Origin of the sequence: Myxococcus sp. CA033 (assembly GCF_013336625.1) — a bacterium.
Taxonomy (GTDB): domain Bacteria; phylum Myxococcota; class Myxococcia; order Myxococcales; family Myxococcaceae; genus Myxococcus; species Myxococcus llanfairpwllgwyngyllgogerychwyrndrobwllllantysiliogogogochensis.
The window spans coordinates 25,581-51,096 of the sequence record NZ_JABUMU010000007.1 but is presented as its reverse complement, the minus strand read 5'-3'; the positions used below and the strand labels follow the sequence as shown (position 1 = coordinate 51,096).

The 25,516-nt window shown below is 69.6% G+C and carries 19 protein-coding genes; 3 read left to right on the top strand and 16 right to left on the bottom strand.

From position 1 onward, the window contains the following. Window positions 1–71 precede the first annotated feature (71 nt). Complete coding sequence (locus HUA78_RS19535; RefSeq protein WP_174476896.1) at window positions 72–1,592, bottom strand: ribonuclease H-like domain-containing protein; 1,521 nt, start codon at window positions 1,590–1,592, stop codon at window positions 72–74. 15 nt (window positions 1,593–1,607) lie between these two features. Continuing rightward, window positions 1,608–4,025, bottom strand: coding sequence for a DEAD/DEAH box helicase (locus HUA78_RS19530; RefSeq protein ID WP_246137857.1), 2,418 nt, complete (start codon window positions 4,023–4,025; stop codon window positions 1,608–1,610). 90 nt (window positions 4,026–4,115) lie between these two features. On the opposite strand from HUA78_RS19530, the gene HUA78_RS19525 reads away from it, so the two are divergent. Beyond that, the gene (locus HUA78_RS19525; RefSeq protein WP_141649094.1) at window positions 4,116–5,363 is read left to right on the top strand and encodes an SLC13 family permease; all 1,248 of its coding nucleotides are present in this window, start codon (window positions 4,116–4,118) and stop codon (window positions 5,361–5,363) included. 27 nt (window positions 5,364–5,390) lie between these two features. On the opposite strand, the gene HUA78_RS19520 is transcribed toward HUA78_RS19525, so the two are convergent. Next, window positions 5,391–6,224, bottom strand: a complete 834-nt coding sequence (locus HUA78_RS19520) for a hypothetical protein (RefSeq protein WP_174468486.1) — start codon at window positions 6,222–6,224, stop codon at window positions 5,391–5,393. 169 nt (window positions 6,225–6,393) lie between these two features. Here HUA78_RS19520 and HUA78_RS19515 point away from each other — a divergent pair, with 169 nt between their 5' ends. Next, window positions 6,394–7,092: a general secretion pathway protein GspE gene (locus HUA78_RS19515; protein WP_141649295.1), complete on the top strand. Its 699-nt coding sequence runs from the start codon at window positions 6,394–6,396 to the stop codon at window positions 7,090–7,092. 12 nt (window positions 7,093–7,104) lie between these two features. Here the strand turns inward: HUA78_RS19515 and HUA78_RS19510 are convergent, their stop codons facing one another. From HUA78_RS19510 to trpS, 6 genes are all read right to left on the bottom strand, one after another. Continuing rightward, a complete protein-coding gene (locus HUA78_RS19510) occupies window positions 7,105–9,453 on the bottom strand; it encodes a cyclic nucleotide-binding domain-containing protein (protein WP_174476895.1) in 2,349 nt (782 codons plus the stop codon). Then, window positions 9,453–11,573: a HEAT repeat domain-containing protein gene (locus HUA78_RS19505; protein ID WP_174463855.1), complete on the bottom strand. Its 2,121-nt coding sequence runs from the start codon at window positions 11,571–11,573 to the stop codon at window positions 9,453–9,455. The genes HUA78_RS19510 and HUA78_RS19505 overlap by 1 nt, the downstream gene beginning before the upstream one ends. Window positions 11,574–11,662: 89 nt before the next feature. Then, window positions 11,663–14,284, bottom strand: coding sequence for a pseudouridine synthase (locus HUA78_RS19500; protein WP_174476894.1), 2,622 nt, complete (start codon window positions 14,282–14,284; stop codon window positions 11,663–11,665). Window positions 14,285–14,311: 27 nt separating this feature from the next. Then, window positions 14,312–15,298, bottom strand: coding sequence for an SMC-Scp complex subunit ScpB (gene scpB / locus HUA78_RS19495; RefSeq protein ID WP_141649325.1), 987 nt, complete (start codon window positions 15,296–15,298; stop codon window positions 14,312–14,314). Further along, a complete protein-coding gene (locus tag HUA78_RS19490) occupies window positions 15,285–16,154 on the bottom strand; it encodes a ScpA family protein (RefSeq protein ID WP_141649324.1) in 870 nt (289 codons plus the stop codon). The genes scpB and HUA78_RS19490 overlap by 14 nt, the downstream gene beginning before the upstream one ends. 162 nt (window positions 16,155–16,316) lie before the next feature. Further along, a complete protein-coding gene (trpS, locus tag HUA78_RS19485; RefSeq protein ID WP_174468582.1) occupies window positions 16,317–17,366 on the bottom strand; it encodes a tryptophan--tRNA ligase in 1,050 nt (349 codons plus the stop codon). Window positions 17,367–17,648: 282 nt separating this feature from the next. Between trpS and HUA78_RS19480 the strand changes: the two genes are divergently transcribed. Beyond that, window positions 17,649–18,833, top strand: coding sequence for a DUF4388 domain-containing protein (locus HUA78_RS19480; protein ID WP_141649433.1), 1,185 nt, complete (start codon window positions 17,649–17,651; stop codon window positions 18,831–18,833). A 9-nt stretch (window positions 18,834–18,842) separates the two neighbouring features. Here HUA78_RS19480 and HUA78_RS19475 read toward each other — a convergent pair whose 3' ends face one another. The 7 genes from HUA78_RS19475 to HUA78_RS19445 all read right to left on the bottom strand — a co-directional run bounded on the left by HUA78_RS19475 (window position 18,843) and on the right by HUA78_RS19445 (window position 25,487). Then, on the bottom strand, window positions 18,843–19,463 hold the full coding sequence (locus HUA78_RS19475; RefSeq protein WP_174458391.1) for a Uma2 family endonuclease: 621 nt from the start codon (window positions 19,461–19,463) through the stop codon (window positions 18,843–18,845). Between the two features lie 69 nt (window positions 19,464–19,532). Then, entirely contained in the window at window positions 19,533–20,153 is a 621-nt protein-coding gene (locus HUA78_RS19470; protein WP_174458350.1) for a Uma2 family endonuclease, read from the bottom strand. Window positions 20,154–20,288: 135 nt separating this feature from the next. Continuing rightward, the gene (gene xerD / locus HUA78_RS19465; protein ID WP_141649342.1) at window positions 20,289–21,218 is read right to left on the bottom strand and encodes a site-specific tyrosine recombinase XerD; all 930 of its coding nucleotides are present in this window, start codon (window positions 21,216–21,218) and stop codon (window positions 20,289–20,291) included. Window positions 21,219–21,315: 97 nt separating this feature from the next. Further along, the gene (locus HUA78_RS19460; protein WP_174458349.1) at window positions 21,316–22,260 is read right to left on the bottom strand and encodes a hypothetical protein; all 945 of its coding nucleotides are present in this window, start codon (window positions 22,258–22,260) and stop codon (window positions 21,316–21,318) included. Between the two features lie 63 nt (window positions 22,261–22,323). Next, window positions 22,324–22,935 (bottom strand): L-threonylcarbamoyladenylate synthase, encoded by a 612-nt coding sequence (locus HUA78_RS19455; RefSeq protein WP_141649487.1) that lies wholly within the window; start codon window positions 22,933–22,935, stop codon window positions 22,324–22,326. A gap of 36 nt (window positions 22,936–22,971) precedes the next feature. Then, window positions 22,972–24,270 carry a cation:proton antiporter gene (locus HUA78_RS19450; protein WP_174458348.1) on the bottom strand — a complete coding sequence of 433 codons (1,299 nt, stop codon included), beginning with the start codon at window positions 24,268–24,270 and terminating at the stop codon, window positions 22,972–22,974. Beyond that, a complete protein-coding gene (locus HUA78_RS19445; RefSeq protein ID WP_174458347.1) occupies window positions 24,267–25,487 on the bottom strand; it encodes a cation:proton antiporter in 1,221 nt (406 codons plus the stop codon). Before HUA78_RS19445 ends, HUA78_RS19450 begins: the two co-directional genes overlap by 4 nt. Between the last annotated feature and the right edge of the window lie 29 nt (window positions 25,488–25,516).

Sequence of the window (25,516 nt, the reverse complement as noted above, 5' to 3'; positions counted from 1 at the left end):
TCATGTGCTCGGTCGACCTGCGGGTGGGCATGGGAGCGAGCCCACTCGCCCGAAACCGGACGCAAGGGTTTTCAGAGGCCTGAGCGCGGTGGTCGGGCACTCAGGTCCAGCGCGCGGCTCCGAGTACTCCGCTCGATGCGACCCTCCAGACGAACGATGCGGCGCCGGTGGTCTTCCGGCAACTCCGCCGCCGCCGACAAGCGCGCGTGGCTCAGCGCGCCCGCGAGGTCCTTGAGGGAGTGCTCGTACAGCTTGGTGAGCTCCAGGTGCAGCGTCGCCGCCTGGAATCCCCGAGCCGTGACCAGGGCCTGGAGCAGGTGTTCGGCCGCGACGAGGGGCTCCCCCGCCATGCGGGCCAACCGGGATGCCAGGGCATGGGCCTCCACCCCCACCGTGCCGGAGCCACCCGTCGCCGCCTGGGCGAAGGCCCGCGCCCGAGCGTGGTCTCCCGCCCGGAGCGCGACTCCCGCGAAGCCCAGGAGGTCCCGAGGGTCCTCACCAGGGAGCACGGCGGTGCCGTCCCCTGCCCGGAAGCGGCGCACCAGTTCTCCCAGGAGCGCGGCCAACAGGAGCAGGTCGTTGGCGTTGTGCTCCAGCACGGGCGTCAGCGCCGAGCCGTCCCCGCCGCGCAGATAGCGGAAGTACAGCTCCGGAATCAGCGAGCCGTCCACGTCGTCGACGCGGCGGTGTCCGAGCACCTGCTCCTCCACGTGGACCAGGCGCGTACCCGCCCCCCGGTGCTTGAAGACGCGGCGAGCGCAGTGCAGCAGGTCCAGGTGCGGCAGCTCCGGGGGCGTCGCGACGCGGTTGAGCACGAAGCGCGTGCGCAAGAGCGGCCAGTCGAAGCTCTTGCCGTTGAAGGTGACCAGGCACGACGACGTGGCCATGCGCGCGGCGAGCACGCGCAGCATGGGGGCCTCCTCGCCCAGCTTGCGCAGGAAGAGCTGGTGGACGCGCAGCGAGCGGCCCTCGAACCACGCGAGCCCTACGAGGAAGGGCACGGTGCCGGTGCCGCCGGCGAGTCCCGTGGTCTCCGTGTCCAGGAAGAGCATCCGCTGGAAGTCCACCCCCGCCAGCTCCTCGTGCAGCGCGAGCCGGGCGACCAGGGCCCCTTCGACATCCAGCGCCCCGGCCACGGGCGCGGTGCCATGCCGATGCTCCGGGGACAGCAGGGTCTCCGACACATGGACCGTCCCGTGCGGCGTCTCCTGGGGGATGACGGGAAGCGGTCCCGGGCGAGGCTTCGCGGGAGCCGGGCCCCGGCGCGCGGCCGTCTGACCCTGGCGCTCGGACCAGTCCGCGAGCATCCGCCGGAGGGCCTCGATGCGAGGGTCCTTCGGAGAGGAGGGCTCGGTGTCCGACGGAGCCTCCGGGACACCCCGCCGCGCCATGGCCGCGACGTCTTCGGCCGGACTCGTGGGTGACGAAGCCTCCGAGGTCACACCATCGACGGGCGTGGCGGGTGGCCCGTCGACTCGCGCCAGGTCCTCCGCGCGAGGAGGAGGCTCGGGCAGCGTGGCCACGCGATTCGTCGCGGGCTTGCCTCCCGGGCCTACCCCCGTCAGTCGCGCCAGCTTTCGCTTGAGGTCCACGCGCCGGGTCTCCGTCTACTGCACGCCAGCGATGCCGAGCACCGACAGGAGCTCCAGCCCCAGTCGCTTGCGCGGATGCGGATCCACCGGAGCCTGTCCGGGCATGACGCCCGAGGCGGGACCGATGCAGGCGGGGCAACCCTCTTCGCAAGCGCAGGACTCCAGCAGGCGCCGCGCGCGCACGAGCAACTCGTCCCGCTGGTCGAAGAGCCGCGCGGCCAGGCCCACGCCGCCGGGCACGTTGTCATAGAGGAAGATGGTGGGGTCGAACCCCACGCCACCGTCCTTGCGCGGAGGCCCGTCCGCGTCGTCGCGGCTGCCGAGCGTCTTGCCCACGTCCCTCGGGTCGATCATCAACCCCACGCACGCCACGGTCCGCAGCGCGGTGGCCACGCCCCGGAGCGCGTCGATGACGGCCGGGCGCGGTGAGTTCATCGAGCGCACCACCGACTCCGGCACCGTCAGCCAGAGCGACGTGGTGTGCATCTGCATCTCTGGGAGCGCCACGTCGCCGTAACCGACGTTCTCATGCGTGTGGTACTTGATCTTCTTGTAGCCCACCACCTTCTCGATGACGCTCACCTCGCCCATGCCGGCCTGGAGCTCCGGGCCCATGGGCGCGCTCTGGTCCTCCTGGATGACATTCACGCGCACGTACGTCATCGCGTCCGTGAAGTAGTCCGGCGCCACCTTGCGGACGAAGGCCTTGTGGTTGTCGTAGTCGAACTGCTCGACCTGATACTGCTCGCCCTCGTGCTGGTAGATGGCCTGCTCGTGCAGCATCGTGTGCGCCGAGCGGAAGTCCATCTCCGCCAGCGTCCGGTCCGTGCCGCGCTCGATGATGACGACGTTGTCCCAGCCCACGCTGCGCAGGGACACGTGGTTGGCCGGGTACGCATCCGAAGACCAGTGGAACACGCGCCGGCCACCCTCCCCGGCCGTCGGATGCACCACCTCGTGCTGCGCGAGGAAACCCAGCGCCTCCGCCGTGGACTCCGGCGGCACGTCCCCGAAGGGCTCGCCCTCCTCGAAGGGCAGCTCGAAGGAGGCGCACTTGAGGTGCTGGACGAGAATCTCCACGTTGTCCGGGTCGATGCGCGCGTGCTCCACCGGCGCGCCGATGAGGAAGCGCGGGTCCGCCGCGAGATACTGGTCCAACGGGGCACTCGACGTCACGAGCAGGGCCAGGCTGCCCGCGCCTCGACGCCCCGCCCGACCGAAGCGCTGCATCAGCGCGGCGACCGAGCCCGGGTAGCCCGCGCACACCACGGCATCCAGCGAGCCGATGTCGATGCCCAGCTCCAGCGCGTTGGTGGCGACGACACAGCGCACGTCACCCGCGCGCAGCGCCGCCTCCGTGGCCCTGCGCGTGCCCGGCAGGTAGCCGCCCCGGTAGCCCTGGATGAGCGACGGGTCCAACTTCTCCTCGACGAACCTGTCCCGCAGGTACTTGAGCATCACCTCGATGTTGTTGCGCGACTGGCCGAACAGCAGCGTGGACACGCCCGCGCGCACCAGGTCCGCCGTCAGACGCACCGACGTCTTCAGGTAGCTGGCGCGGATGCCCAGCTCCGCGTTGACCACGGGCGGGTTGAAGACCATGACCCGCCGCTCACCAGACGGGGCGCCGCTCTCCGAGACGAGTTCGACGTCAGTCCCGAGCATCCGCCGTGCATGTGCCTGGGGATTGCCGATGGTGGCCGAGGCCGCGATGAACACTGGGTCCGAGCCATGGAAGCGCGCAACGCGTCGCAGCCGGCGCAGGACGTTGGCCAGATGCGAGCCGAAGACACCTCGGTACGTGTGCAGCTCGTCGATGACGACGTAGCGCAGGTTGGAGAACAGGCGCGCCCAGCTCGCGTGATGCGGGAGGATGCCCGTGTGCAGCATGTCCGGGTTGGTGAGCAGGACGCCCCCGCGCTCCCGAGCCGCGCGCCGCGCATCCGCCGGTGTGTCGCCGTCGAAGGTGATGGCGCCGTGGGACAGCCCCGCCTCGCGCATGAACGCGCGCAGGGACTCTTCCTGGTCTCTCGACAGCGCCTTGGTGGGAAACAGGTACAGGGCCCGTGCCTGCGGCTCCCGCGCGAAGCGATCCAACAGCGGCAGGTTGTAGCAGAGGCTCTTGCCGGAGGCCGTTGGCGTAGCAATGACCAGGTTCTTGCCGGCGCGGGCCAGGCGGAAGGCCTCGGCCTGATGGGAGAAGAGCTGATCGACACCCCGCTGGCGAAGGGCCTCGCGAACCTGGGGGGCCACCTCGTCGGGGATGGGGGCGAAGGAGCCCACCCGGGCGGGCGTCGCCTCGTCGAGCGAGAAGCAGGGCCCCAGCCCCTTGTCCGCCTTCCACTGCTGAAGCACGGTGTCCAGGCCCCGGGGGGCGTTCCAGGGGGTGCGGCGGGGGCCACCAAAGGCCCCTTCTTCCTTCTCGAACTTCATGGGTCGGGCACTGTACAGGCGTGTACCCGCCCGGACAACGCGAACGCGCCCAGGGCACGCGGGACGGCGCTCGGCTAGGGTGCGCCGCCCGTGGCCCTCGCCATCTTCCTGTTCACCTACGTCTTCATCGCCGGCGCCCGGCTCCCCTTCATCAAGCTGGACCGCCCTGGAGGCGCGCTCCTGGGCGCAGTGCTGATGGTCGTCCTCGGGGTCGTCACTCCCGCCGAGGTCTTCAACCACAGCGAGAACCCCGCTCGACACGCCATCGACGCGGACACCATCGTCCTGCTGCTCGGGATGATGCTGCTGGCGGCCTACATGTCCCAGGCGGCCTTCTTCCGCACGGCGGGCGCGTGGGCGGTGCGGCGGGCTCGCACGCCTCGGCTGTTGTTGCTGGCGGTGACGTTCATCTCCGCGGCGCTGTCCGCCTTCCTCGTCAACGACACCGTGTGCTTGATGCTCACGCCCCTGGTGCTCGCCACGGTGGAGGACGCGCGCCTGCCGCCCGTGCCCTACCTGCTCGCGGTGTGCATGGGCAGCAACAGCGGCTCGGTGGCCACCTTCACCGGCAATCCGCAGAACATGCTCATCCAGGGCGCGTCGGGAATCTCGTATGCGAGCTTCGCCGCGTACATGGCCCTGCCCGCGCTGTTGTCGACGGTCATCGTCGCGGGCGCGCTCGTCTTCATCTTCCGCAAGGAGCTGACGTCGACGCGCTTCGAGCCCCATCCTCCGCCACCGCCGGTGGACCGGGGGCTGCTGGCGCTGACGCTCACCGTCATGGCGGGCGTCGTCGTGGCCTTCTTCGCGGGCCTGCCCATGAGCTGGAGCGCGCTCGCGGGCGCCGCGCTGGTCATGGCCCTGTCCCGCAGGGAGCCTCGCGAGGCGCTGGAGCGCGTGGACTGGGTGTTGTTGCTGTTCTTCGCCAGCCTCTTCGTCGTCGTCTACGGCGTGAACAAGGACGGCTGGGCGGAGGACATCCGCCTGCTGTTCGCGCCGCTGATGACGGGGCCCTCGTGGAGGGAGACGCTGGGCTTCGCGGGGCTGACGCTGGTGGCGTCCAACATCTTCAGCAACGTGCCCTTCGTCATGCTCGCGCGCTCATGGGTGCCCGCGCTCCAGAACGTGGAGCTCGGCTGGCACGTGCTGGCGCTGGGCTCCACGCTCGCGGGCAACCTCACGCTGGTGGGCAGCGTCGCCAACCTCATCGTCTTCGAGGCGGCGCGCGAGAAGGTGGACATGAGCTTCCTGCGCTACCTGCGCGTGGGGGTGCCCGTCACGCTCATCAGCTTCGTGGTCGGGCTCGCAGTGCTCCTCCTGGAGCACGCCCTCTTCTAGGGCCCGCCCTGGAGTGCCGCGCCGACGCTAGGTCGGGTCCGGGTCGGGGTCCGGCAGCTCACCCGGGGCCAGGTCCGACTCGGCCGGCTTCGGGGGCTCCACCATCACCGGCGCGACATTGTCCGGCGACGAGGAGATGGGGTGGTCGGGAAGCGTCGGGCCCCCGCGCCTGTCTCTCGGCGTCAGGTCCTTCACGAAATCCAGCGCCACCTGGTCCAGCATGAGGGTCATCGCCTGGCGGAAGAGGTCGGGGTCCTTGCCCACCTTGAACGGGTCCAGGTGCGCGGCACCGGACTCCACCTGGTCCACGGAGAACGGGTGTCGCCACACCTCCGAGCGCCCATCCAGCGTGAACATCCGCCCGTACCCGCGCAGGAAGGCGCCCGCGTGGCCCTTCTTGCTGCGCATGCCGTACTCCTGCACGACGAACTCGACGACGGTGTCCGCGCCCAGCGGCGCCACCATGTCGTAGTCCGGCGCGTTCGCCGGGACTTCCTCCACCAGGAAGCTCTCCAGCACCGAAGCGACGCGCGCCGGGTCCACCGTCGCCGTCCACGGCGCCTCGCGCGGCAGCTGCGTCAGCGTATTCACTCGCAGCCGCTCCGAGATTTCGAAGCGCGTCACCGCCTGCTGGAGCTTCACCGTGAGCCGTCGGTCCGCTTCCACGGGCTCGAGTTTCTTGAGCTTGTCGCCGTATGCGGCGTCTTCACGGAATACGAAGCTGCGAGGTCCCGCGCCGTCCTCGATGCGGGAGATGAACGCAGGGCGGCGCACGCGGTCCAGGTCCGCGCCGGCCAGCCGTTGCGACGCACAGCCGGCGACGAGCGCCAGCGTGAGAAACGGGAGGAGGCTTCGCGTCATGCCCTGACATTTACCCCATTGCGGGGGTGCCCGCCCCTTCCCCACCTCTCGGCAGGCTCCTCGGGGGCCGGACGTCCCCGGCCACTGGTATGCTGGGGGGGTGAATCCTTCTTCCGTGGCACCCCCGCCTTCGCCCCCTGGCCGCAAGCGCCGGCTCGGGGAAATCCTCATGGACGCCGGCCTCTTGACGGAGACCCAGCTGCGCTCCGCGCTCGCCGAGCAGCGCAAGTGGGGCGGACGGCTGGGCCTGACGCTGGTGCAGATGCGCTTCGTGGACGAGAGCTCCATGGTCCACGCGCTCTCGCGCCAGCTCTCCATTCCAACGGTGGAGCTGGATGGCCTGGCGCCCTCGTCCGTGGCCCTCCAGGCGCTGCGCGCGGATATCGCCGAGCGCTACACCGTCTTCCCGACCGCGGCAGACCCCGCCAACAAGCTGCTGACGGTGGCCACCTCGGACCCGACGAACGTGGAGTCCCTCCAGGAGCTGGCCTTCCACACGGGCCAGCGCATCCAGGTGGTGGTGGCCGCCGCGTCGTCCATCGAGCGAGCCATCCGCCGCCACTACCACGGGGAAATCACCTCCGCGACAGCCTCGCCGCTGTCGTTCAATCTCGACGAGCAGACCTTCGAGCTGGCGCCACCCTCGGAGCCGATGGAGATGGCGGGCGCGTCGCGCTCGACGGCCAGTCAAACGCCGGCACCCGTCCGGGAGAGCGAACTCACGCAGCGCGTGGATATCCTCACGCAGCAGGTCGCGGACCTGGAGCGCATGGTCGCTCAGCAGGCGCGCTCGTTAAGGGCCATGCTGGAGCTGCTGGAGACGCGGGGGCTGGTCACCCGCGACGACTACCTGGCCAAGGTGCGCTGAAGCCCGCGCGCCTCAGACCAGGATGAGTTCCTCTTCGCCATCCAGCGAGTTCAAGGTGCCGGAGAGGTTCGTCCCCAGGACTTGCTCGGTGCGGCGCAGGCGCTCGTCGCTCAGCTCGGAGATGAGCACGAGGATCTGCGGGTGGCTGGAGATGAGCGCGTCGAAGTCCTCGCGCGGCAGCCGCAGCAGCGTGGTGTGACGCGCGGCCGTCACGGTGGCCGTGGCGGGCGTCTTCTGGAGGAGGGAGATTTCTCCGAACAGGTCCCCCTCCTTCAGTCGCGTCAGCAGGTGCCCGTCCTTGTGCACCTCCACCTCGCCGGAGAGCAGGACGTAGAGACCATCGGTCCGGTCGCCATCCCGGATAACGACCTCGCCGCGCTCGATGTCGCGGGCCCGGAAGCGCTCCACCAGCGTGCGACGGTCCTTCCGGTTGAAGGGACGGAACAGCGCCGAGGTGTTCATCACGTTGGTGAGCAGGCGCTGCCGCACGAACTTCTTCAGGGCCGCCGCCACCTGGGGATGGCTCCGCGAGAGCGAGGCGAGCACGGGCGCGGAGATCTCGAGCAACTGCGTGTCTTCGGTGCCAGCCTCGACGGACGCGGTGCGAGGGGCGCCGGACAGGATGGCCATCTCACCGAAGAAGGCTCCGCCTTCCAGCGCGGCCAGGTCCACGCGGCGACCTGACTCCGTCCGGAAGACGCGCACCTGGCCTTCACAGATGACGTAGAAGGCGTCGCCGTGGCTGCCCTGGTCGAGGATGCGCTCGCCCAGGCTGAAGCGGCGCAGAGGGCAGCGCTCGAACAGCTCGATGAAGGCGTCGCGCGGCAGGTCCGAGAACAGGGGGATGGTGGGGAGCGCATCCAGTGAGGGCGCGTCGGTGAGGACTTCCTCGGTGAGGCTGAAGACCTCTTCCTCTCCGTCGCCGACTTCCTCGGCGCGCTGGTGCAGCCCCGCCTGTGCCGCCAGTTCCACGGCGTGCAGCAGGGAGTCGGCCTCCATCTCCAGCTCGGTGAAGGACGACGGGCTGGGCGGTACCGCGCGCAGCGACGCGCCGAGCTCCCGCGACACCTCTCGGAAGGGCACCGCCGTTGCACCCGCGTGAGGCGTGGCCTCCGCGCGACGAGGGCGCAACCCTGGAGGCGCGGAGGGCGGGTCGATGACCGTCGGCGTCCGAGGCATCGTGGCGGAATCCGTCGACCCCGCTTCTCCGATGGGCGAAGAGAGCGCCTTCCACTTGCCACTCACGGGCGAGCGAGGGCCCGACGTCAGGGCGTCCGTGCTGGCAGCGACGGGCGTCTCCGGCACGGGCGGCCGCACTCGCTGCGTGGCGCGCGGTGCCAGACCGGGAGGCAGCGAAGTGCCGTTGTTCTCCTGCGCGCTGGCGATGGAAGTCTCGGCGGACACGGCGGCAGGCGCCGACGCTGCCTCGCCCCGCGCATGCGCGCTGGTGACGACGGCCCCGGCGGGAATCGTCCCGACACTCGCGTTAATGGACGCGTCTGACGCGCTCCGGGCATTCGCGTGGGTGTCGGCTACGCCGGCGGAAATCGCGCTGACACTCGCCGCAGGGGACGCCGCTGACGCGCCCCGCGCATTCGCGTGGGTGTCGGCCATCCCGGCGGAAATCACGCTGACACTCGCCACGGAGGGCGTCTCTGACGCGCTCCGGGCATTCGCGTGGGTGACTGCTGACACGGCGGGAGACGACTCGGGCTCGCCCAGCGCGATGTCGATGCCCTCGTGCTCCTCGCCCGGAGAGGCCGCCGCGACGGAAGCCCCCGCATCCGGATGCGAGAGGCCCATGCTCACCGAGTGAACAACCTCTTCCGACGTGTCGGTGGAGCCTGGGGTGGGCGCGTCCTCCACGGACAGCGCCAGCTCGGCGGGGAGTTCAGCGGAGGGGTTGACGGAGCCCTCCCCTGCTTCCAGCACGGCCGGTGTCCCGGCGCGCGGCGGCGTAGGCACCGCCGCCACGGGACGCTCGGGCGGTGGCGGCGCGGAGAGCGCGCTCGTCATGGGCCCACGGGCCCGGGCACCCGCGGGAGTTCCCCGGCGCGCGTAGAGGTTCGCCAGCATCTGCTGGACGCCCTGATGGCTGGGGTCCAGTTCTAGGATGAGCTTGCTCGCGGCGATGGCTCGCGGGAGGAAGCCCTCCTTCGCGAAGCCCTCGGCGGCGGCCTGATAGGCGGAGATGGCGCGCTCGCGCTCACCTGCCTTGGCCCACGCATCCCCCGTACGCAGGCGCGACTGGTGGTCCTTCGGATCGAGCTTGCAGAAGTCCTCGTACAACTCCGCGGCTTTGGAGAAGCGGCCCTTGGTAAAGGCTTCAGCGGCCCTGTCCTTGAGCTTGCGCGCCTCCATCACCTGGCTCCCTCGGCAGCGGTGCCGCCCTTCGCCAGCGCCGCCCCCGCCGCGTCGCGCACGGTGCGGAAGTAGTCGCTCTTGAGCGCATCCAGCGACTCCGACTGGTTCGTCGCGCCCATGCGCTTGAGCGCCGTCGCCGCCGCCGCGCGAATCTCCGGAAGGTCGTGGAACAGGTCTCGCGACACCGCGTCGGCCGCCTGCGAATCACCCAGCGTCCCGAGCGCCAGCAACACATCCCGCCGCGCGACGCTGTTCGTTTCGTCCAGCGCCTTGATGAGCGTGGGCACGGCATCCTTCGCCTGGATGCGACCGAGCAGCCCCGCCGCGAGCGCGGCCTCCGGGCCGCCTTCCTTCACCACCGTCTGGAGCACCGCCGACGCCGAGGCGGGCACGCCCGAGCCCCGCGTCAGCGCATCCAACACCAGCAGCTTCTCTCCACCCATCTTCGGGAGCATCTCCATCAACGCCGCCGGACCCGCGTCGCCAGCCTCCGCGAGGGCCTGCGCGAGCGCCTTCTGGAGATCGCGCTCGGGCTCCAGGAGTCCGTCACGCGCCACTGCCACGCCCTCGGGGCCCAGGTGCGTCAGGCCCACCAGCGCGGCGGTACGCAGGGGGATGCTCGAGTCCTGGCTGTAGCCCTTGAGCAGTTCCAGCGCGCCAGGCGCACGGAGCGAGCCCAGCGCACGCAGCAGCGTCGCCAGTGGGACGAGCCGCTCCGCCTCCACGTCATCGAACAGCTCGGTGGGCACGCGAGGCTTGACCACCGGACGACCCGAGTCGCGAGCCCGCTGGGCATTGAGCGCCTTGACGCGCTCGAAAAGCGAAGCGTGACGGGCCGCACGCTCATCCGGCGCCGCACCGGGGACGTGAGGGGAAGACGGCGCCGAGGGGTCGAACGCGCTCGAGTAGTTCTCCGGCAGCTTCTGCGCGACCCAGTCGGTGCGCAGGGCCTCCAGGCCCTTCACCTCCTGCTCATAGAGCTTCTGGAGCTGGGGCACGACGGAAGCGTCGCCCACGGCGGTGACGGCCTCCACCGCGAGCAGGCGCAGCACCGCGTCGTTCTGGTTGAGCCACGGCGCCACCTTGGGAAGCAGCGGCAGGGCCGCGGGCCCCAACCCGAGGACGGCTTGGAGCCCACTGGCGGCGGTGGCGGGACGCGAAAGCCGCTCGCCAATGGGGTCCATCGGGCAGCCGCCCCGCGAGCGCATCGCCCGGCCGGCGGCGAGCGCCTCGGCTGGCGCGCCATCAAGGGCGACGGCGCACAGCGCGGTGTCCGCCTCGGGCGTGCGAGGAAAGGACAGGATGGCGTCGATGGCCATGGGACTCACGGCGCTCTTCTCCACCGCCACGGCCTGCAGGCGGGGCGCGGCGGCCGGGTCCTGCAACTTCATCAGCGCGATGATCGCGGACTCGCGCAGCTCGGGGAAGCTCTCGTCCAGCAGCAGGGCGATGGCACCCACGGCCCGCTTGTCACCGGCGTCTCCCAGGCCCCGCACGGCGGCGGCGGCGAGGATGACCTGACTGTCGCGGACCAGCGGCAACAGACGATTCACGGCCTCCGGGCGACCGCTCTTGCCAAGCTCCTCGGCGGCGCCGACCCGCTCGGGCAGCGCGCCCTCGGTGAGCGTCAGGAGATTGCGATCCCACTGTCCCTTGGCTTCGGCGGCGACGACTTCCGCCATGGCGCCTGGGACGTTCGCGTTCTTCAAGGCCTGGACGATGACCTGACGGGTGGCGCGGCCTCGGCGCCCATACTGGAGCGTGAGGTAGGCCTTGGCCTTGTCGTTCTTGACCTTGGAGAGCGCCATGGCGGCGCGGCCCTGGACCTCCTCGTCGGAGTCCTCCAAGAGCTCGCCGAGCAGGTCCACCACGCGGGGATCCTGACTCTCCCCCAGCGCGACGGCCGCTTCGGCGCGGACAATGGCGGCCAGGTCCTTGGCCGCCCGAGTGAAGAGGACGAGGTCGTCCGGATTGCCTTGCCCGGCGAGCTTCTTCACCGCCAGGGCGCGGACCTCCGGACGTGGACTCTGGAGATCCGCGAGGAGCTGGTCTCGGCTGCCATTGCAACCGAGGACCAGGACCAGCATGAGGAGGAAGGGGCGGGTGCCGGTTCGCATCGGTCTCCGGTAAGGCGAACGGTGGAAAAGTCGCAGGGGGTTATATCAACGACCCCCCTGCCGCCCAATCCGCTGTGCTGTGTGGTGCGTCAGTAAGGCCGGCGAGGCCCCTTCGAGGATGAGCCCGCCCGCCCCTTGGGCCCCTGGGTGCTGAAGCGGGGCCGGGAACCGGCTTCCTTCTTCTTGCCCCAGTCCTGGAAACCCTCGGACTTGCGGGCGCCTTCGGGGGCGAGGCCCCGGGACCCGGCGCGGACGACTCGCTCGCGGGGCGAGCCCTTGTCGTCATACGGCTTCCAGGCGCGGGCCTCTGTCCGGCCGCCTGCCCCCCGAGGACCCTTGCCGCCCGGCTTCGCGCCGAAGCCGCCGCTGCGTCCACGAGGACCCGAGCCTTCCGAATCACGGGGCTTGCGGTCGGGACGGCCACGAGGAGCGCCCTTGTCTCCACCGCTCCACTCGCGGCGAGGAGGACGGCCTTCGCCGGCCGAAGCCGAACGCCCTGCTCCGCGCGACGCACCGCCGCCGAAACGAGGACGGCCTTCGCCTTCCGAGCGACCAGCGCCACCGAAGCGAGGCTTGCCCTCGCCGCCGAAGCGCGGCTTCGAGTCACCACCGAAACGAGGCTTCGAGTCACCACCGAAACGAGGCTTCGAGTCACCACCGAAGCGGGGCTTCGAGTCACCACCGAAACGAGGCTTCGAGTCACCACCGAAGCGGGGCTTCGAGTCACCACCGAAACGAGGCTTCGAGTCACCACCGAAACGAGGCTTCGAGTCACCACCGAAACGAGGCTTCGAGTCGCCACCGAAACGAGGCTTCGAGTCACCACCGAAACGCGGCTTCGAGTCGCCACCGAAGCGCGGCTTCGAGTCACCACCGAAACGCGGCTTCGAGTCACCACCGAAACGAGGCTTCGAGTCACCACCGAAACGAGGCTTCGAGTCACCACCGAAACGAGGCTTCGAGTCACCACCGAAACGAGGCTTCGAGTCGCCACCGAAACGAGGCTTCGAGTCGCCACCGAAGCGCGGCTTGCTCTCGCCATCGAAACGGGGCGTCGAGTCACCGCCGAAGCGCGGCTTGCCCTCGCCACCGAAACGAGGCTTCGAGTCACCACCGAAGCGCGGCTTGCTCTCGCCATCGAAACGGGGCTTCGAGTCACCACCGAAGCGCGGCTTGCCCTCGCCACCGAAACGAGGCTTCGAGTCACCACCGAAGCGCGGCTTGCCCTCACCACCAAAACGCGGCTTCGAGTCACCGCCGAAGCGCGGCTTGCCCTCGCCACCGAAACGAGGCTTCGAATCACCACCGAAGCGCGACTTGCCCTCGCCACCGAAACGAGGCTTCGAGTCACCACCGAAACGCGGCTTCGAATCACCGTCCGCGCCACGACGCGCGGGACCACGAGCCGACTCACCGTCCGCGCTCCACTCCTTGCGTGCGGGGCGGCCTTCACCAGCGCCAGCGCTCCTGCTAGTGCGCGGGCTGTCCTCTCCACCCGCGCCCCACTCCTTGCGCGCCGGACGCCCCTCGTCTCCCGAGGCCGAACGACCGAAGCGCGACGCACCACCGGCAGCTGGCGCACGACGCGGCGGACCGCGATCCGCGCCACCTTCCGCGCGAGGCCCACGTGAGCGCGGTGAATCCGCCCCACCCGCGCCCCACTCCTTGCGCGCCGGCCGACCCGCGCCACGCGACGGGCGCTCACCCTCGTCACCACCCGAGCGCCGCGCACCGCGACCCTCGGCAGCGGCCCCTCGCGGACGCCCGAAGCGAGCCAGCCCGGAGCCACCATCCACCACGGGCTTCCACGCCGCCCCTCCAGCCCCCGCCGGAGCCTTGCGAGCCCCACGCTCACCCGCCGCCTTCCGAGGCGCGGGAGCGTCATCGTCCATGGACAGCTCGTCCTCGTCCGACTCATTGAAGCCCGGCGCCGCGCGCCCATGACGCCGAGGCGGCAGCCGCAGCTCCGCCGTCGGAGGCGCGACACGGCCCTCGGCCACATCGTTCAGCAGCTCGACCTCGGTCTTCTTCAGCGGACGCAGCGCTCCCGGCCGCAATCCTTCCACGCCAATACCCGCGTAGGCCGGACGGAACAGGCGCACCACCGGGTGCCCCACCGCGGCACACAGCCGCTTGATGAGGTGCGGACGGCCTTCCGCCACGACAATCTTCAACCAGGTGTTCTTCTCGGCGGACTCGAATACGCCCACCGACACCGGCGTGGCCATGCCGTCTTCCAACCGCACGCCACCACGCAGCTTGTCGAGCGTCAGGATGTCGGGCTCGCCCTTCACCTTCGCCAGATACGTGCGAGGCACCTGGAAGCTCGGGTGCGTCAGCTTGTGCGCCAGCGCGCCATCGTCCGTGAAGAGCAGCGCTCCCTCGGCGTCGTAGTCCAGGCGTCCCACCGGGAACAGGCGCTTGCCCGTCTCCTCCAGGTAGTTGGCCACCGTCGGCCGACCCTGGGGATCCGACAGGGTCGTCACCACACCCACGGGCTTGTAGAGCAGGAAGTAAGAGGATTCTTCAGGGGGGGTGACGAGCTTTCCGTCCACCGAGACCAGGTCCGTGCCCGGCTCCACTCGGCTCCCCAGCTCCGTCACCGTCGTGTTGTTCACGGCCACTCGGCCCGCGGTGATCAGCTCTTCTGCGTGCCGGCGCGAAGCAACTCCCGCGCGGGCCAGGTACTTCTGTAGTCGTTCTGCCGACATTACTTCCCCTTCTTCCATTGCTGCCCGTCACTCGGGCTTCGGCCCCTCGGCGCCCGTCTCGGGCTTCGGGGGCGTGTCCAGGACGCTGGAGCTGGCCTTCTGTGTCCGCTCAGCCGCCTCGATGGCGTGTTCCAGGTCCTCAAGCGCCGCCTCGCTGGCCGCCGCGTTCTTCTCCATCCGCTTCGTGAATCCCGGGTCCGATAGCGCTTCCACCGTTCCCGCTGCCGCCGGCGCCGGTCGTACTTCTTTCTCCACGATTTCGCGATGCTCCTGCGTGAGTTCGTGGAATTCCCGCAGCGTGGGCAGCGCTGACAGGTCCTTCAAGGCGAAGAACTCCAGGAATTCGCGAGTAGTCCCATAGAGGATGGGGCGCCCCACCTCTTCGCGTTTGCCCAGGATTTTCACCAGCTTGCGATCGATCAACGCCTTGAGGACGGCGCCGCAATCCACCCCGCGGATATCCTCGAGTTCCGGCCGAGTGACTGGCTGCCGGTAGGCGATGATGGCCAGGGTCTCCACCGCCGCGCGGGTGAGGCGCTGCGGCTTCACCCGGAGGTAGCGCCGCACGTACTCGCCCGAGTGTGGGTCCGTGCGGAACTGCCAGCCCCCGGCGACTTCGTACAGGACGATGCCGCTGATGCCGTCCCGGTGGATGCCGGAGAGCTGGTTGAGGGCCTCGGCGATGAGCTCCCGCTCGATGCCGGTGGCCTGCCACAGCTCGTCCACGGACAGCGGCCGCTCCGCGACGAAGAGCACGCTCTCCACCACGGTGCGGATGCGGTCCTGGGACAGCTTGCGGCTCTTGGAGACGAGCTTCTCGAAGGAGGTCTCCAGGTCTGGCGTGACGCCGTCCTGGTCCTCCTCGATGGCCGCGGCCTCGACTTCATCCAGCTCGTCCGCCAGTCCAGGCCCGGTGACGGCGGCCAGCTCTTCCTCTGAGAACGGACTGGGACCTCCGGACGCGACTGGAACCTCCTCGTCCGAGGCACGGGGGCCTTTCCTACCGGTAGTCACTCTCGTCGACCTCCGTGGGGACCAAGCGCTCCAGGGCGTCCCCGTTGGGCAACAACAGGATGGGGCCGAGCGACTCGTCCTGTACCACACGGATGAGCCGGCGTTTGACCATCTCCAGGATGGCCAGGAAGGTGATGACGATTTCCTGGCGCGTCGGCGTCGTTTCCTCGGTGAACAGGCTCTCGAAGAGGACCTGCCCATGGGGATGCAGGCGCTGGGCGATGCGGAGGATGGCCTCGGAGAGCGTCACCCGCTCGCGCACCACCTCGTGCTGCACCTTGGGCTGCAGGCGCTCCAGCACCCGGTCCAACGCCTCGATGAGCTTGAGGACGCTGAACTCCTGGAGGCCGACCTCCTCCTCCGGGATGGGCACCGCCTCCACCGGCACGCTGCGCGCGAAGACGTCGCGGCCGAGGATGTCCTGCATGGCCATGTGCTCGGCGGCGTCCTTGTACTTCTGGTACTCGAGCAGCCGCCGCACCAGCTCCGCGCGCGGGTCCTCCGGCTCCTCGACCGCGGCCAGGGCCTCGCCGCCCTCGGGCACGGCCACCGCGTCCTGGCGCGGCAGCAACATGCGGCTCTTCAGGTGGGCCAACGTGGACGCCATCACCAGGAACTCCCCGGCGATGTCCAGGTTGATCTCCCGCATCCGCTCCAGGTGCTCCAGATACTTCTCGGTGATGAGCGCCAGGGGGATGTCGAAGATGTCGACCCGATGCTCCTTGATGAGATGGAGCAACAGGTCCAGCGGCCCTTCGAAATTGGGCAGCGCGACGCGGAAGGCGTCGCCCGGGGTGCGGGGCGGTTCGCCGTCGCGGAGGCCCTCGTCGGCCGAAGTGGGACGGCCGTCACTCACCGGCGGAACCTGGCTGCCCTTCTGGCTTTCGGTGGCGGCTCGTCATCACGCAAGGGCTCAAATCCGCCGGCCTCGAGCGCGAGCCGGGGGACACACCTCCTTAACAGTGGCTTTTAGGTGGGTCAAACAAACGGCGGTAAACACCCGTTCAGGCCCAGGACCTCACGGGATGCCCACCGCGCGCCGGACCTTGTCCATCAACCGGGCGGCCTCTTCCCGAGCGCGATTCGCGCCGTCCTGGAGGATGCGCTCCAGTTCGGCCGGGTCGCTCACCAGCTCGGCGTACCGCCGACGGGCCGGGCCAAAGGTCGTCAGGTAGGCCTCCAGGAGCCGCTTCTTGAAGTCCCCGTAGCCCTTCCCTCCCGCCCTCCAGGAAGCGTCCACCTCGGCGAACTCGGACTCCGGAAGCATCAGCTTGAGCAAGTCATAGAGAGGGACCTCGCTGACGATGGATGCGTCCGCCGAGCGCTCCGTTCCGGGCACCGGCTTGGGCGCCTCCACGGGAGTCGAGTCCGTCTTGATGGACATGATGCGCTTCTTGATGTCCTTCTCTTCACCGAACAGGTCGATGGTGTTGCCGTACGACTTGGACATCTTCCTGCCGTCGATACCGGGCACCGTCTGGGTGGACTCCTGCACGAGGGCGGAGGGCAGCTTGAGGATGCCGGGCGTGTGCCCGCGCTCCTTGCCCTCGGGGTCCGCCGGGTCATAGCCCTTCACGTACTCGGTGTTGAACTTCACGGCCCAGTCGCGGGCGAACTCCACGTGCTGAATCTGGTCCTTGCCCACGGGGACGGTGTCCGTGCCGTAGAGCAGGATGTCCGCGGCCATCAACACCGGGTAGGCGAAGAGGCCGAAGTCCGGAGAGATGCCCCGGGCGACCTTGTCCTTGTAGCTGTGGGCCCGCTCCAGGTGCGAGTGAGGCACCACGGTGCCCAGAATCCAGTTGAGCTCCAGCACCTCGCGCACGTCGCTCTGACGGAAGAGGACGGCCTTCTTCGGGTCCACTCCGAGCGCCAGGTAGGCCAGGGCGGCTTCGCGCGTGAGCTCCAGCGCGAGCTTCGCGTCCCTCACGGTGGTGAGCGCGTGCAGGTTGGCGATGAAGTAGTACGCCTCGCTCACATCCTGGAGCTGCACGAACTGGCGGATGGCGCCGTAGTAGTTGCCAATGTGCAGCTTTCCGGAGGACTGCACGCCTGAGAGGGTCCGCATGTCTGGGTTCCGAATCGCGAGTCAAAAGGGTCAGATTCACTTCCTGAATCTGAAATCATTGAGCGTGGGTGGTTCGCATACCCGCCGCGCCCCTGCAACCTTCCGTTCAGGAGTGCTGGCGTCCGTTGCCTGCTGAATGCCCGCCGCGCCCCAGCCTGAAAAATTCCGACCCGCACATAAATCCTGAGGGATTCCAAGGGCTTGCGGTTGAGCGGCGGTGGGTGGAGCGGTACCCTGAGCGCCTCACCTGCGAGCAGCCTCACCTCGGGAGGACGAACCGGCATGGAGTCATTCAAGGGAAGTCTCGCCAGCTATCGCCTGCAGATGGTGATGCCGCCGCTGTTCTCGGGTGCCGGGGTGGAGGGCACGCTGAGGGTGGAGCGAGGCGCCATCCAACGCTGCTTCCAGGTGAAGGACGGCTTCCTGGTGGGCGAGAGCTCGAATGACCCTCGGGAGCACCTGGCGCAGGTGCTGGTGAACCTGCGCATCCTGGACGCGCCCCGAGCGGCGGCGGCCTTCGAGGCGGCGGAGGGCGCGGGCACGCCGTACGGCACCTTCCTGGTGCAGCGCTGCTTCGTGGAGCTGCCCAGGCTCATCGAGGCGATGGAGCACAAGGCGCGCGAGGCCCTCTTCGACTGCTACGGCTGGGAGTCGGGAGAGGTGGAGTTCACGCCGAAGCTGCCTCCCACCTCCCGAGCCGTGGGACTGAAGCTCTCGCTCAACGGCCTGCACCGGGACGCGGTGACACGGCTGCGCGAGTGGACGATGTTCCGCGACGTCTTCCCGCACCTGGACGCCACGTTCAGGGTGTTCCGCGAGTTCGCCGTGGAGACGTTCTCCGAGGAGGAGGACAAGCTGCTGGAGCTGGCGGCGGGTGGCGCCACCCTGAGCGAGATGCTGGCCACGGCGAAGGAGGCCCCACTGTTCGCGGCACGGTGGATTCTGCACCTGTACCGTCGTGGTGCGCTGTCACCCCGGATGGCCAAGGGCCCGAAGGTGGGCGAGGCCGCGGAGCTGGCTGATCTCCTGACCCTGGTGAAGCGCTTCCTGGAGACGGGGAAGTACGACCACGCGGTGGCACTGGCCGCCCAGATTCTGGAGCGAGGCCCCGTGCCCGAGGCCCACGCGCTGTATCGCGAGGCCGAGGTGCGGCTGACGCTGGCCCTGAGCGACGAACTCTTCGCGCTGGACGGCAGGCTCGTCTTCGAGCCGATTCCCCGCCCCACCCCATCGCAGCTCACGGCGGATGACCTCTACCTGTACTCGAAGCTGCGCGGCAGCCGGAGCATCCGGCAGGCCCTGCGCACCGCGGCCATGGGTGAGCTGGCCGCGTCGCGCTCGGTGCACCGGCTGATGGCCAGCGGGCTGATTCATGTCGCCCCGCTGCCCGAAGCCGAGGCATCCGCCGAAGCGCGGCGCACGAGCACGGAGCCGTTTGGAATCCCCGCCGTCAACGTGGGCACCTGAGCCAGTCCCTCAACGCGTGGACGGAGTGCGCTCGCCGCGCTCCGCCTCGCGCCGGGGCAACCAGAGCAGGTCGAGCGCCAGGGCAACGGCCTCGAACGGCTCCACGCGCGCGATGACGTCGCCCACATGGCGCGCTCCCGGCTCCCAGCCCCCGGAGCCATGGCGATACACCTCCAGCGAGCGCCGCGCGGGGTCGATGAGCCACACATGCCGCACGCCTTCACGGTGATAGACGGGCAGCTTGCGGAGCCGATCTTTAGTCTCCGTCGAGGGAGACAACACCTCACAAACCCAATCCGGCGCCTGCGTCAGCCAGGGCACATCATGCGGTGGCTCCGAAAGCCGCTCCCGACGCCAGCCCGCCAGATCCGGGACGAGGATATCTCGCCCGAAGTGCAGCTCCGGCTCATCCAGGAACCACCAGCCTCCCGGCCCCCCCGGCCCCAACTCGAAGGGCATCCCCAGCAGGATCCCGAGTCGTGATGCCACTTGCAGATGCCTCACCGCTGGACGCGGCGACGCATACAGCAAGTCCTCGACAATCTCCCCCACCCACCCCACCGGCAGCGCTTCGATGTCTTCATACGTCGCCGGCTTCCGACCCTTGCCCTGTCCCACGCCCACCTCCATCGATGGAACCTCTGGGATTCCATCCGCGGTACCCAAACCTCAAGTCTTCAAACCCACGGCGGAGACAGCCTAAGGAGGAGTCGCAGCATCGCCCTTGGGTCCCGTCACGCCACGACGTGGCAGCCAGAGCAATCCCAGGTCGAGCGGCACCGCCTCGAAGGGCTCCTCACGAATCACGACGGGCCCCTCATGAAGGCCCACGCGGTCCCAGCCCCGGTTCCCGCTCCGATAGATTTCGAGGGAACACCGCAACGGGTCGATGAGCCATGCATGGCGCACGTCGCTCCGGTGGTACAGCGGCAGCTTGCGAACGCGGTCCGTGCTTCGCGTCGAAGGTGACAGCACCTCGCAAACCCAGTCGGGAGCCAGCGAGAGCCACGGGGTCTCCGGGTCCGGGGGATCCGGAACCCGCTCGCGTCGCCAGGCCGCGAGGTCCGGCACCACGACATTCGGCCCCAGATGAATCTCCGGCTCGTCCAGGAACCACCAGCCCCCGGGACCACCCCGTGCCCAGTCGAAGGGCTGAACGAGCAATGCCCCGAGCCGTGATGCCACGTGCAGATGTCCCACCGCCGGGCGCGGCGACGCGTACAGCAAGCCCTCGACAATCTCCCCCACCCACCCCACCGGCAGCGCTTCGATGTCCTCGTACGTCGCCGGCTTCCGACCCTTGCCCCGTCCCACGCCCACCTCCGTCGATGGAACCTCTGGGATTCCATCCGTAACACCCTACCCTGAAGGGTGTCTACCTCGTACGTAGGCAGTCTACCGGCCGGTCTGACATGTCGGGTCCACCCCGGCCGCCACGTCCCGGAACGCGCGGAGTTACGACGCCGTCTTCCGCTTCTTCGGCTTGGGGACGAACACGTCGCTGCGCGGATGGAACTCGTCGTAGACGGAGCGCAGGCGGGCGCTGTTGACGTGGGTGTAGATCTGCGTGGTGGCCAGGTCCGCGTGTCCGAGCATCTGCTGCACGGCCCTCAAGTCAGCCCCGCGCTCCACCAGATGCGTGGCGAACGAGTGCCGCAGCTTGTGGGGGGACAGGGGCTTGAGGATGCCCGCCTTCAGCGCATACCGCTTGAGCAGCTTCCAGAACCCCTGCCGCGTGAAGCCCGAACCCCGGGGCGTCACGAACAGGGCCCGCGACTCACGCCGACCGAGCATCGCCGGGCGGGAGTTGCCCAGATATTCCTGCGTCTTCTCCACCGCCACGCGCCCCAACGGCACCACGCGCTCCTTGGAGCCCTTGCCCTTCGCCACCAGGTAGCCCGCGCTCAACTGCACGTCGTTGACGCCCAGCCCACACAGCTCGCTGACGCGGAGGCCCGTGGCGTAGAGCACCTCCAGCATCGCCTTGTCGCGCAGCCCCGCAGGTGTCCGCTCGTCCGGCGCGGCCAGCAACTGCTCCACCTCTTCCAACGTCAGGAACGACGGCAGCCTCTTCGCCGAGCGCGGCGTGTCCACATCCTCGGTCGGGTCCTTGTCCGCCAGTCGCTCGGCGACCAGGAAGCGGTGGAAGCTCCGAAGCGCGGCCAGGTGCCGTGCCTGACTGCGCTTGCCCAGCCCGCCCTTGGACAGCGACGACAGGTGCGCCGTCACATCCTCCTGCCGGACCCGCGTCGCATCCTCCACGCCCCGTGCGCGCAGGTCCTCGAAGTAGACGGTGAGATCCGAGGCATAGGCATCCACCGTCTTGCCGGACAGCCCACGCTCCGCGCGGATGAAGGCGATGAACGCGTCGAGCAATCCTTCCATGCCCCCCAGGCTAGCGGAGCCCCGCGCGGAGGCAATCTGGCGACGCACGTGTCACGACACCCAGGCCCCAGGCCAGCCGACCCCACGGGCCCCGAACTCAGGGATGCGGCCCGCCCGCGCCCTCCGTCGACGCGCGCTCCAGCGCCTGCACCACCCACGGCCAGCCCACCAGGATGTTCCCCGGCGAGCGCAGGCAGGCATCCGCCACCGCGAGCACCTCCGCGGGCCGCGAGCGCACCGCCAGCGCCAGGTGCCTGCCCAGGAACGGATGCGGCAGATAGCTCAGGTTGTGGTGGCGCACGGGAACCCATTGCAACGTCGGGCGCCCCGTCCACCGCTCCACGGCATACGCCACCGCCGAAGCCAGCACCTCCAGCGCGTAGAGCGGCAGCCGGAACGCGCTGACCAGGAAGACCACCAGCGCCGCCGCCGCCACCGCGCCCGCGAAGGACACGTTGGCCTGACGGCTCCACACCAGCATGGGCACCAGGCTGGTGATGATGGCCGCCGTCTGCACCCGCCACACGGACGGGCCTCGTCCACCGGAGATGCTCGCGATGCTCCCCACCGACAGCCCGGACACCATGCCCAGGCAGGCCCCCACCGCGATTCCCGCCCCGCCCCCGAGCACCGGCCCGAAGGCCCCGGCCGCCGTGGCGTGCAACCCCACCAGCATGGACAGACTGGCCAGCGAGCCCAACAGCACCCCGGCCGCGAGTCCCGATACCTGTGCGAGCGCCAGGCCCACGGCCGAACAACACAACGCGGACACCGCCCAGCCGCCGCGAAGTGGAATGCCGGCACAGTACAGCCCCAGCCCCACCAGCGCCGTCATCAGCGGCGAGCCCACCACCAACAAGAGCAACATCCGCCGGACATAGAGCCCCGCGGCGCGTCCACCCTCACCTTGCTCTCGCCACAACTGGCCGATGCGCCCCCCTGGCGCGAGGATTCCCGCCGCCCGGAGCCTGTAGTGCAGGTCCACCGGACGAAACAACAGCAGCAATAGCAACCTCACAGGCGAAGGGACTTGGTGTGACATGTCCGTTCGCGCTGGCTCCGCGGCCCCTGATTCCACGGTGGCCCCCCTCTTCTTGTTCGAGTTTCAGTCCTCCAGCCTACCCTTGCCCTGCCGGAGGATTTCAAGCGTATCGCCGATGAGTGAAACCACTGTCGACGGTTCGTTCAACGTCACACCCCCGTCAAGGATGAGCTCCAGCCCGTGGCCGAACTCCTCCTTGATCTCCCGTGCGTCCGTGAGCGGCTCACCCTGAGTATTGCTCACCGACGTCGTCACCAGAGGGCGCCCCAGTGCCCGAGCCAGTTCGCGAGCCAGGGGGGCATCCGGGACCCGGATACCGACCTGCTTCTGCTTGGTCATCATCAAATCGGGCACCAATCGCGTCGCTTCGAGGACGAAGGTAAACGCACCCGGGGTGAGACCCTTCATTGTTCGATACGCGAAATTGCTGACGTGGGCGTAGCGAGCGACGTCCGACAGGTCCGGGCACAGGAAGGACAGGGGCTTCTTCTTGTCGCGCCCCTTGAGCTGGTAGAGCCGCTCGATGGCCCGCTTCGAGCCCAGGTCACAGCCCATGCCGTAGTACGTGTCCGTCGGATAGGCGATGAGCCCGCCGCGCTCGAGCACCTCCACGGCGCGCTGGATGTGGCGCGGTGAGGGGTGCTCCATGTCCACCTCGAGGATGGGTGCGGCCATGATGTCCTTCCTGCCTCCTGCGTGGGGCTGTCGAGCCTACGCGGTTCCCGGCGCCTCGTCCGTCCTGACTTCGCCACTGGCCGTCAGTGCACGTCGCGTGAGCACCGGGCCCACGAGTTCGTGCGCGGTGATCATCGCCACGATGAGCACCTCCACATGCGGGCCGAACGAGGGAAACGTCCTCGACACCAGCGCCGCCAACCCGAACGTCACGCCCGCCTGGGAGATGAGCCCCATCCACAGGTGGCTCTTCAACCGAGGGTCCTCCTTGGGCGCGAAGCGTCGACAAGCGAACCAGATGGCCGCGCCTCGCAGCACGACGAGCAGCAGCGCCGCCGGCCCCACCGTCACCAACGCATCCAGCTTCAGCCCCGCGCCAGCCGCCGCGAAGAAGAGCGCGAACACCGGCAGGCCCGCGCGTTGAATCGCGTGGTGGATGCGCTCACCCTCGCGCTCATCCAGGTTGGCGATGAGCGCCCCGGCCGCCAGCGACACCAGCAGCGGCGACAGGTGCAGGCGCGTGCCACCCTCGGCCGCGGCGAAGGACAGGCCCACCAGGAACAGCGGCAACTCCTGCTTCACGCCCCGCATGTAGACGAGCATCGCCACCGCGAGCAGGCCCCCCACCACCACCGAGCCGAACAGCTCCCACCCCACCCCGCTCAACAGCCCCGCCACGTCCAGGCCGCCGCCGAAGCTCGCGCGCGTGAGTCCCGCCGCCAGCGCGAAGGCCACCATCACGAACAGGTCGCCGATGATGACCAGCGCCATCAGGAACTCGGTGAACGAGCCCCGCGCGCTCGTCTCCTGGACGATGGCGATGGTCACCGTGGGCGAGAACGACACCACCACCGTGGACATCAACGCGCTGACCGCCAGCGCCTGCGGCAGCGTCAGGGGCGCCAGGAAGGGCAACAGGGGCTTGAGCGCGATGGTCGCCCCGAAGCACACGACGAACGTCACGCCACACACGGCCGCGCACAAAAGCGCCACCCGCGCGCCGACACGGCGGATGAGCCCCAGGCGCAGCTCCGTGCCCGCCACCAGCGCGATGAGGCTCACCGCCAGCCCCTTCACCAGGTCCAGGCCCTTCACGCCCTCGCCCGGGATGAAGCCCAGCACATACGGCCCCACCGCCACGCCCACCAACAGATACCCTGTGAGCCGGGGCAACCCCATCCCCTTGGCCACCTTGCCCGCGAACAGGCCGCACAAAAGCAGCGCCCCCGCCGCCAGCGTCACCGGCGTGCCGGAGTCCGCGCGCAACACCTGGGCCCGGCTGATGATGGCCAACAGCCCCATCAACAACAGCAGCCGCAACACCGCGCTCTTCATGTCGCCACCCCCACGTCCGGAGGAGTCACGGGCCGCGGGCGGGGCAACGGCGCGGTGACCTGGCGAAAGGCCTGACCGGCCAACAGCTCGTTCACCACCGCGCCCACCACCACCACGTCCAGCACGCGGCGCGACAGTCCCCCCGGGACGAGGAGCTGGTACTCGGCGACCAGACACAACGCGAGGCCGCCCTGGGCGATGAGCGCGTAGCCCACCCGGGGTGGCAGCTCCAACACGCCCTGGGCCAGGCGCTGCGCGAACGTGCCGCCCACCACCTTCCCCAGGAAGCGCAGCCCCACGAAGCCCGGCACCAGCGCCCACGCCGCCCAGTCGCGCGTGTACACCCCGCAGCCGACCAGGAACACCAGCACCAGGAATACCGGCCGCTCCACCCGCCCCAGGGCCCGCGCGACCCGCTCCGTCGTCCGCCCTCCCACCAGCGCCAGCGTCGCCCCGCACGCCACGCCCGCGAGCAGCGCGGACACCCGCAGATACGCCGCGGCGCCGCCCACGAGCGCCACCATTCCCAGCGTCACCGTCGCCAGCTCCGCCGGGTCCTTCAGCGCGTGGGTGAGGTACGCCAGGAGCGCGCCACACAGGATGCCCAGCAGCAGCGCCAGGCACACCAGCCCCAGCCCCTCGCCCACCGTGGGCGCCGCGCCCAGGAGCAGCGCCAGGGCCAGCACCACGAGCCCCACCGCGTCATCCAGCATCGTCAGCAGCGCCACGCCCAGGCCCCGCGCGCGGTCCATCCGCCCACCCCGGTACGCCAGCACCGCGAAGTGCCCCGAGGACAGGCTCGCCGCCGCGCCCAGGAGCGACGCGGCTCCCACCGCCGCATGGAACGACGGCCTCAAGGTCAACAGCAGCGGCACGAATAACGGCACCGCCACGAAGAGGAACGCCGTCCCCGCGTGCGCCAGCGCCGCCGAGTACACCGGCCGGGGCAACAGCCGCAGCAGCCGGGGCTCCAGGTTCAACCCCAGGATGACGCCCGCCGTCCCCAGCCCCAGCGCCATCACCGGCCGCAAGAGGCGCAGGTCCTCCACCGACAACACCCCCACCACCGACGGTCCCAGCACGACGCCGAAGAGCAGGAACAGGAACCCGCCCGCCGCCAGCCGCGCCAGCGCCGGGAATCGCGCGGAGTCCAACGCCGGACTCGAGGCGAGCAGGGACAGCGCCGCGATGGCGAGAAAGACGAGCAGCGCTTGCACGAGACTTGCTTACACCGGCCGCGACTTCA